This is a genomic window from Microcoleus sp. Pol7_B2 (assembly GCF_036701035.1).
GTDB lineage: Bacteria > Cyanobacteriota > Cyanobacteriia > Cyanobacteriales > Microcoleaceae > Microcoleus.
Genome location: NZ_JAUBQB010000024.1, coordinates 72,089 through 81,286, shown reverse-complemented (window position 1 = coordinate 81,286; position 9,198 = coordinate 72,089). Strand labels below are relative to the sequence as shown.

The 9,198-nt window shown below is 47.5% G+C and carries 8 protein-coding genes, 1 pseudogene and 1 CRISPR repeat array; of the genes and pseudogenes, 4 read left to right on the top strand and 5 right to left on the bottom strand.

Going from position 1 to position 9,198, the window contains the following annotated elements:
• Positions 1 to 131 precede the first annotated feature (131 nt).
• Positions 132 to 814: direct repeats of the CRISPR family, unit length 37 nt; unit sequence GCCGGAAACAACCTAAAACCCTATCAGGGATTGAAAC.
• A gap of 85 nt (positions 815 to 899) precedes the next feature.
• The 4 genes and pseudogenes from QUA57_RS12135 to QUA57_RS12120 form a co-directional block, all read left to right on the top strand.
• Positions 900 to 1,179, top strand: a pseudogene (locus tag QUA57_RS12135) (transposase); the annotation flags it as partial.
• Between the two features lie 36 nt (positions 1,180 to 1,215).
• Positions 1,216 to 2,334, top strand: coding sequence for an alkene reductase (locus QUA57_RS12130; RefSeq protein WP_333061151.1), 1,119 nt, complete (start codon positions 1,216 to 1,218; stop codon positions 2,332 to 2,334).
• A gap of 391 nt (positions 2,335 to 2,725) precedes the next feature.
• Complete coding sequence (locus QUA57_RS12125; protein WP_333061150.1) at positions 2,726 to 3,733, top strand: protochlorophyllide reductase; 1,008 nt, start codon at positions 2,726 to 2,728, stop codon at positions 3,731 to 3,733.
• Positions 3,734 to 4,512: 779 nt separating this feature from the next.
• Positions 4,513 to 6,678, top strand: a complete 2,166-nt coding sequence (locus QUA57_RS12120) for a ShlB/FhaC/HecB family hemolysin secretion/activation protein (RefSeq protein ID WP_333061149.1) — start codon at positions 4,513 to 4,515, stop codon at positions 6,676 to 6,678.
• A 58-nt stretch (positions 6,679 to 6,736) separates the two neighbouring features.
• Here QUA57_RS12120 and QUA57_RS12115 read toward each other — a convergent pair whose 3' ends face one another.
• The 5 genes from QUA57_RS12115 to QUA57_RS12095 form a co-directional block, all read right to left on the bottom strand.
• Positions 6,737 to 7,729, bottom strand: a complete 993-nt coding sequence (locus tag QUA57_RS12115; RefSeq protein ID WP_333061146.1) for an alpha/beta hydrolase — start codon at positions 7,727 to 7,729, stop codon at positions 6,737 to 6,739.
• 139 nt (positions 7,730 to 7,868) lie between these two features.
• Positions 7,869 to 8,009, bottom strand: a complete 141-nt coding sequence (locus tag QUA57_RS12110; protein ID WP_333061145.1) for a hypothetical protein — start codon at positions 8,007 to 8,009, stop codon at positions 7,869 to 7,871.
• A 122-nt stretch (positions 8,010 to 8,131) separates the two neighbouring features.
• Positions 8,132 to 8,335, bottom strand: a complete 204-nt coding sequence (locus QUA57_RS12105) for a DUF433 domain-containing protein (protein WP_333061157.1) — start codon at positions 8,333 to 8,335, stop codon at positions 8,132 to 8,134.
• A 125-nt stretch (positions 8,336 to 8,460) separates the two neighbouring features.
• Positions 8,461 to 8,877, bottom strand: a complete 417-nt coding sequence (locus QUA57_RS12100) for a PIN domain-containing protein (protein ID WP_333061144.1) — start codon at positions 8,875 to 8,877, stop codon at positions 8,461 to 8,463.
• Entirely contained in the window at positions 8,877 to 9,104 is a 228-nt protein-coding gene (locus tag QUA57_RS12095; protein WP_006633944.1) for a hypothetical protein, read from the bottom strand. The genes QUA57_RS12100 and QUA57_RS12095 overlap by 1 nt, the downstream gene beginning before the upstream one ends.
• Between the last annotated feature and the right edge of the window lie 94 nt (positions 9,105 to 9,198).

The window sequence follows — 9,198 nt, the reverse complement described above, 5'->3', positions numbered from 1 at the left end:
CTGGCACATCTCTTGATGAAGTTATTCGTGCTTATTGTGCAGAAAGAGTGTCTCATACTTATTTGAAATGACTATAAAACCCTATCAGGGATTGAAACTTGTATGGCTGGAGGATGTGGCCTCACCAGTGGGCCGGAAACAACCTAAAACCCTATCAGGGATTGAAACTTGGTATCGAACATGATGTGGCTTGTGCGGAAATACTGCCGGAAACAACCTAAAACCCTATCAGGGATTGAAACCAAATTTAGAAAGGATTAAAAAATGGCAACAGGCCGGAAACAACCTAAAACCCTATCAGGGATTGAAACGGCGGCATCGTACTGGCAAACCAAGACAGGAAAAGCCGGAAACAACCTAAAACCCTATCAGGGATTGAAACTTTGATTGACACGCGCGGTTCAAATATCATTCCGCCGGAAACAACCTAAAACCCTATCAGGGATTGAAACTATTATATTGCCTCTCAACTCTTGGAAACTGATAAGCCGGAAACAACCTAAAACCCTATCAGGGATTGAAACCAGTTGTACCTAATGCGGCAAATGCGCGACCGGGCCGGAAACAACCTAAAACCCTATCAGGGATTGAAACCGAACACACACCACAACGGCGACGGCCAGAACAACTGAAGCCGGAAACAACCTAAAACCCTATCAGGGATTGAAACATCGCCGGTATCAACGAACAATCACAGTTACCGCGCCGGAAACAACCTAAAACCCTATCAGGGATTGAAACCCAACGTTTGCAACAACCCCAGCTTTCAACAACATGGCCGCCATCAACCTAAAACCCTATCAGGGATTGAAACTTTCGGAAGTATTCACCAGAAGAGGAGACAGGAGGAAAGAGGGTATTCTTCTCCTGACTCCTGACTCCTGACTCCTTCTGAGCCGGAAACAAGTTTACTTCCAACACTGGTCACAGCACAGGTGGTGGTCATAGATAATCTCACATTTGATAAAAGTGGTCGGATTCAGGAATTGATTCAAACAGCAGGGTGTAGACTATTATATTTACCCCCATACTCTCCAGAGTTTAACAAAATTGAACAAAGAAGAGTCTTGGCTAAAAAGTCAAATTCGTAAACACCTTGATCAGTTTGATTGCTTGCGTTTTGGCGATTCTTGGATGTCTTGCGCCTTGCATCCTAACACGGGCGGTTGCTATATGTGATTTCCCAGATTATTCAGTTGAAACAATACCAAAATTATGACCAATCAAACAACTTCTCCACTCCTACTGAGTCCCTTCAAAATCGGAGATTTACCCTTAAAAAATCGGGTAGTCATGGCACCCCTAACGAGAGCCAGAGCCGGTGAAACGCGGATGCCCAACGCCTTGATGGCAGAGTATTACACTCAGCGAGCCTCCGCTGGTTTAATCATTACAGAAGCCACAGTGGTTTCTACTCAAGGTAATGGTTGGCTCAATACGCCCGGTATTTATTCAGACGAGCAAGGCGAAGCTTGGAAACAAATTGTGACTGCGGTTCATGCCCGCGAAACACCGATTTTCATGCAGCTTTGGCACACCGGACGAGCTTCCCACAGCAGTTTTCATGAAAACAATCAATTGCCAGTTGCAGCCTCTGCCATCAAAATAAACGGAGAAGGCATTCATACCCCTGTGGGCAAACAACCCTACGAAACCCCCCGCGCTCTAGAAACCGATGAAATCTCCCTGGTTGTAGAAGATTATCGCAAGGCAGCCGAACGAGCAAAAATGGCAGGTTTTGACGGTGTAGAAATTCACGCTGCCAACGGCTATCTCATTGACACGTTCCTGCAAACAAAAACCAATCACCGCATTGATTCCTATGGCGGCACAGTTGAAAATCGCTACCGTTTTCTTAAGGAAATTGTCGAGGCGATTATCACAGTATTTCCGGCAAACAGAGTGGGAGTTAGACTTTCTCCCAACGGTGTTTACAATGATATGGGTTCTCCCAGTTATCGCGAAGATTTTCTGTATTTTGCAGGGCAGTTAAATGCCTATGATTTAGCTTACCTTCACTTGGTGGACGGTTTGGCTTTTGGCTTTCATGAATTGGGAACGCCGATGATGATAGCAGAGTTTCGCGATGTGTTTGCAGGGCCGCTCGTCGGCAACTGCGGATATACTCAAGAACAGGCTGAAACGGCCCTGAGCAGCAAAGTTGCTGATTTAATAGCTTTTGGTCGGGATTTTATCAGCAATCCCGATTTGGTAGAGCGTTTTACTAATGGTTGGCCGCTCAATCCGCCTGCTGAAGTCGGCGTCTGGTATTCTTTTGGACCTGAAGGTTATATCGATTTCCCTAGATATCAGGAATCGGCCGCTATTTCTTAATTGAGTTGGTTGGGGCGGGTTTATCAATAAATACCGAGTATGTGCATCCTAGATAATGGTGAACCCGCCCCTAAAAGATTTACGGTTAATTTCTCAAAATAGGAGTCGGAGTTGGAGCTATATTTAATTTTCATCGCCCGTTGAGAGCGAGCATCTCCTATTTGTAAAAACACTTCTTCTGCCTCCTGCCTCCTGGCTTCTGCCTCCTGCCTCCTGCCTCCTGTCTCCGGCCTCCAATTTTGGGCTTGGCTGCAAAAGTGAGAGGCTCCCAGTTGAGATCGAGAACGTTTCCCCATATCCTAATAACCATAGGGTACTTCCAAACATCCAAGCTGCTAGCTCAGCGTTTGAGTGCCTGAAAAAAATCAATAGCGGAAGCGCTTTTAACAAGATGGCACAAAATCACAAATCAACGGTTATCATTACCGGCGCTTCCTCCGGCGTCGGTTTGTACGGCGCGAAAGCTCTGGCAGACAAAGGATGGCACGTAGTCATGGCCTGTCGGGACGTGCGGAAAGCCGGAGACGCCGCCCGAGAGTTGGGCATACCTGAAGGCAGTTTCTCCATCATGGAGATTGACTTGGGCGATTTGGAGAGCGTGCGCCGGTTTGCTCGCGCATTTAAGGCCAGCGGCAGGCCTCTGGACGCTTTGGTGTGCAACGCCGCCATTTATATGCCTTTGATTAAGGAACCGCTGCGGAGCCCGGAGGGTTACGAGTTGACGATGACTACCAATCACCTGGGTCATTTCCTGCTGTGCAACCTGATGATGGAAAATATGAAGCCTTCCTATTATTCCGATGCGAGAATCGTGATTTTGGGAACCGTGACTCACAATCCAGACGAGTTGGGCGGGAAGATTCCGCCGCGCCCGGATTTGGGCAATTTTGAAGGTTTTGAAGCGGGTTTCAAAGACCCGATTTCGATGGCTGACGGCAAGAAGTTTGAACCGGTCAAGGCTTACAAAGATAGCAAAGTTTGCAATGTGCTGACGATGCGGGAATTGCACCGCCGTTTTCATGAATCCACGGGGATTACTTTCACTTCGCTGTATCCGGGATGCGTTGCGGATACGCCGCTGTTCCGCAACCACTATCCTTTGTTTCAGAAGCTGTTCCCGCTGTTTCAGAAGAATATCACCGGCGGTTATGTGTCCCAGGAGTTGGCGGGGGAAAGGCTGGCGATGGTGGTTGCCGATCCTGAATACAAGCAATCTGGGGCTTATTGGAGTTGGGGGAACCGCCAGAAAAAAGATGGCAAGTCTTTTGTGCAAAAGGTTTCTCCCCAGGCCCGCGATGATGAAAAAGGCGAGCGGATGTGGGAGTTGAGCGCTAAGTTGGTGGGATTGACTGACGGGGCTCAAATGGGTGCTGCCGCTAGTGCGGGCCGCTCTGCATAATTCAAAGTTACAAATCCCCTTTATCAGGCTTGGCGGTTTAAACGGCGTCTACGCACAGGAGGTGGGTAGACGCGGACTCAATAATAAAGGGGGTATTAAAGTCGGATTTGGTATGATATCAATTCCGGTTGCACTCCTCCGGAATTGTTGACTGTTGACTGTTGACTGTTGACTGTTGACGGGCGGGTCGAAAAACTGAATGGTTGAGTGTTAACTGTTGACTCGATTTTATTATTTCGATGCAACCGGAAACGATATGATGCACCCAAATTAAAGAAACCGGGTTGTTTAGTGGCTTTGCGGGTTGTAACTCACATCTTGCACTATTATTAAGAACAGGCAAGATGCCTGTTTCACAAGAAAATTCATCTCTTCTGGAACAGGCATCTTGCCTGTTCATAAAAAGATTATTGAGAAGGCTGCCATATCTCAGTTGTAGCGCGTCTTTTCGGACACAACGCGGTTTCTGGTTTACCCTGGCGTGCAGGAATTTTCTGGTCGCTGCATTAGCATGAAAGCGTAGGTTTTGCAACAAAAAAAATTGGTTTTTTTTACCGTTTGCGATCGAATTACACGATATTTTTTCGGATAAGAACCCGGTTGGTGCGTAAGTCTTGGGAAATGAACAGCCGTCGATCGACCTTTTGGTTTGTAGCGTCGCCGAAACTGTTGGCTGCGACGGCTGTTTCCTTTTTTGCTGTTAAGATTGATTTTTACTTGAGGGTGCTCACTTCCTGAAAATATTTTCCCCCACTTAAGCGAGATAATAATTATATCCTATGGCTTGTCGCTCGCAAAAACTATTTTTATTCGCTGGCCTTTTTGGGTTAGTTTGGCTGGGAAAACCAGCGAAAACATCCGCTAGCACCGTTGAAATTTTGACATCAAATGTTGAGGATTTGGCAGCAGTCGGCAGCGGAGGCGATCGAGCTTTAGCCCCTAACGAAACCACTTTTGACAAACGCCAAGACTTGCCGGTAAAAGACGAGGAAACCCAGTTACCCACAGAGTCAGAACACTCAGTGGCGACGGAAACTCCCGACTTACCGCCGTCTGCGGCAAATTCAGTCGATGTGACATCTTACAGCATTCTCAAGAACAGGCAAGATGCCTGTTCCACAACGAGTGACTTTTCTTGTGGGGTGGGCATCCTGCCCGCCCGTAAAAGGCTTATTGACAATGGTGCAACATCTCAGACCGATCGCACTTTCAGCACAAAAACTCAAGAAACCCAGCTTTTTAACTCAGATCAAAAACTAGAAGAAAATATTGACCGACAAAAAATTGATTTGAGTATCGATCGAGCCTCGCAACTCAGTCAACTGCCCAACCCAATTTTGCCGCGAGAACCCGAATTACCAGCTCCTGAGCCGCCGCAACCGCTTGCGCCGTCTCCCCTCCAACCCACCCAGCCAACACCCGTTGAAAGCGAAATTAGACCGGGGATTCCGGGTACAATTAAGGTCGCTGGCTTTGAATTTGAGGGCAACACAGCTTTTAGCGATCGCGAACTCGCAGAAGTTACGCAACAGTTTGCCGGCCGCGAAATCACCTTTGCCGAACTGATCGCAGCGGAAGCAGCCGTCACTCAAAAATATGTAGCCGCAGGATACATCAATTCCGGCGCTGTAATTCTCGCCAACCAAACCTTTCCGAGAGACGGAGGTGTGGTGAAAATTCGGATTGTAGAAGGCGGATTAGATGAAATTGTGATTACTGGAAACAGGCGCTTAAATTCCAATTACGTGCGATCGCGCCTTGAGCGCGCTACCAGACGGCCCCTGAATCGCGATCGTCTGCTAGAAGCCTTGCAATTGCTGCAACTCGACCCCTTAATTGGCAATATTTCCGCCGAATTGCAAGCCGGAAGCCGCCCGGAAAACAGCCGTTTAGAAGTGCGGGTAAAAGAAGCAGACAGCTTTAACGGTGAAGTGTTCGCAGACAACAACCGATCGCCCAGCGTCGGCAGTTTTCGGCGCGGTGTTCGCATCAATCAAGCAAATTTGCTCGGTTTGGGCGACGGATTAGAGGTATCTTATGCTAACACCGACGGCAGCAATGAATTCAACGGTAGCTACACAGTCCCCGTCAACGCGCGCAACGGCACGATTGGGTTCGCTGCGAGTGCTGCTAGCACCAACATCATCGAGGAACCGTTTGATGCTGCTGAAATCGAGGGGAAATCGCGGACTTACGAGTTAACTTACCGCCAGCCGATTGTCGAAAAGCCCGATCGCACTTTGGCTTTGGGACTGAGTTTTTCGCGGCAAGAAAGCGATACATTCCTTTTGGGGGAACGATTTGCGCTTTCGGCGGGAGCAAACGATCGCGGCGAAACCCGGGTTTCGGCTGTGCGCTTTTTTCAAGAATACGTGCAGCGGAGTTCCAACCAAGTGTTCGCGGCGCGATCGCAGTTTTCCCTCGGTACTAATCTGTTCGGCGCTACTGCGAACGATAGCGGGCCCGACAGCCGCTTTTTGGCGTGGCGCGGACAAGCCCAATACGTGCGGCTGCTAGCGCCAGAAACCTTGCTGATAGTGCGTTCCGATATTCAATTAGCCGATCGCCCCCTGCTTTCCCTCGAACAAATTGGGATCGGCGGCGTTCAAAGCGTGCGCGGATACCGCCAAGATTTGCTGTTAACTGATAGCGGTGCGATCGCGTCTGCAGAAGTGCGAATCCCGGTTTGGCGTGTCCCGGAAGTCCAAGGATTGTTGCAAGTCGCTCCGTTTATCGATTTTGGGGTAGGGTGGAACCAGTCGGAGGAAAAGCCGAATCCTGACTCGGATAAACTGCTGGGTGCGGGTTTGGGGCTGGTTTGGCAGATGGGCGATCGGTTGAATGTGCGTCTAGACTACGGCATTCCTTTGATCAATGCTCGATCGGGCGATCGAACTTTGCAGGAAAAAGGCATCTACTTTAGAATCAATTATTTTCCGTTTTAAACTGTAGGTTGGGTTGAGCGCGATCGAACTCCAACACTTCTCTTCGCCCAACACTACTTTAAGTCCTCTCAATCAGTTGATGAACCGCACTAACCACCAATTCAGGCCGATCTAGCGGTACAAGATGCCCACTATTTTCTGCAATGATATGTTGGCTATTTGAGGATAGTTGGGTCAAGTCTAGCTGAAGTAATGCCCATTGCTGGAATCTTTCATCACTCATCTCTGGATTTTTAGAGCCTTGACTTAATACAATCAAAGGCAGGTTCCCCAGTAGTGTACTCGCTTGCAGTTGCTTAAAGCTGCTTTTCATGTTGGCAAGCTCACTTGATATAGTTGCCCAATAACAGGGGCGGTAACAGGAAGATTTGTAGGTATCAAATAGAGCTTGCACTGCCAACGGATATTTTTGAATTTCTTGTTTGATATTCTTAAACATTGGCAACAGATTCATATCTCCGATTAATCGTAACACTCCAACCCGACTGGCAATTGCCAGAAGCTGATAAAGCAAAATTGCCATTTTCATACGCTTCCATATTGCGGGTGTTATTTGATCTTCATGGACAGAATCAACCAGCACCAGTCCGACCACTTCTTCTGGATATTGACTGGCATACAGTCGCATATTGCCTCCACCCAACGAGTGTCCAACTAAAATGTAGGGAGGTTCGATCTCAGCTTTGGCCAACAGGGCGTGTAATTCATCAACACTCTGCTGACTTGTGCGAGGTATCCTGGGATTGGGATCGCTCCAACCCAACCCTGCTCGATCGTAGGTACAGACACGAGTAAACTTAGCAATTTCAGATGGAACCAAGCCCCACGTAATTGAGGAAGCACCACCGCCAGCATCCATGATGACTGTTGGTGTCCCTTGTCCCACACAGTTGAGATGTAAACGAAATCCCCCCATATCAAACAGTTCACCCTGCGGAGGATACTTACGTCGATCAATTACTTGACTGACTGCTTGATAGAGAATCCCAGCAAATAAGCTGATTGCACTAACACCTAGAGCAAGCACGATAAATTTTTCTGTGGTTGTCATAGCAAAATTTATAGAACTGATACCATCGATACTGCAAAATCTGATAGCGGGTACTGAGCCATGCGCGTCGAAAGGGTGCTAAAATCTATTCCTGCTTGACGTTGAAGAATACTCAGATGATCTGTATCCAGTAGATATTTCATAGCTCATCTTGAGCTTCGAGGAGAGACTCATCCCCTTGGCGAATCGCTCGTCCATAGGCAAGTAGCTCCTCAAAGGCAGGTTCATCTTTGAAAGACCTTATAATTTGTTGCAACCAATTCGTCGGTTGAGAAGCCACAATTTGCTTCTGCAACTAAGTGATCGCTGCTTCCACTACTGCAAGCCGTTCCTCTAAAGTGTTAATTGCCATTTGAGTATTCCCTAATTAATCCTTCCTATCCTAAAGTAATTTCATGCGGATCAGGTCGCAGTCATAAACCGACGCTCACGGTCAGCAGCATAAGCTATGCAGGCTTTTAAATCTTCTCGCGTCAGATCGGGAAAATCATCGATAATTTCTGCTTCGGTCATCTCGGAAGCCCGGTACTCAAGCAGTTCATAAACCGTAATTCGTAAGCCGCGTACACAAGGCTTACCACCGCGTTTATTGGGTTCGATCGTGATGTGGTTTCAGTAGTTCATAGTTGGAATTATCGTAATTGTGTTCTCAACCTTTGCCAAATCTTAGCCTAGGGCTGCGGATGTGGCAAGGTTGTCAATCTTGTTTTTAATACGATTTAACCCTTATTCTACGTCCCTAACTGCTGCAACAACTCTTGAATGGATAAAACAGGTATAGGCGAACTCAAGAAACCTTTATTATCACGGGTCAGAATAGCATTTAATCCTTGAGCAACTGCACCAAAAATTTGAACAGCATCTTCAAAATCAACCAAACCAGAGTTGAAAGCTGATTCCAAAACGGCTCGATCAATAGGACAAATGACCATAGCAATCAGCGTTTCTAAAACCGCTTGCCGTGCTTGCTCAACGCTGCGAGTATGTTTGCGAGAAATGTAGAAAATATCCGTGAGCGTTGTCGCTGTAACATAACCGATTAGTTGCCCAGCATCGATCGCTTGAAACAACAACTCCGCATCTTGAAAAAATGGCTCTCGCTGCAACAGAAAATCTAGGACAATGTTGGTATCAATTAAAACTCTCACTAAAGATACTTCTCCACCCGCCGCGCTTCCAACATTGCAGCCACGTCCTCATCTGTCGGTGCGGGTTGGTCTGTCTTTAGCAAGCCTCGCATCCGCTGAATCGCACCAGAACGATCGGCCCTGGCAACTGGCTGATCTTGTAAGGACTCAATGATGGCGCCCACTAACGCAAGGCGATCGCTCGGTGGCAGTTTGAAGACCAGCTCCTTGACTTCTTGTAGTAACATAGACGGCTCCTAAGATTGAAGGTGTCTACCATCTAGTATGAATGATCGGACGCATATTCTACACACATATTTAAACAGAAACAGATTTCCTCAG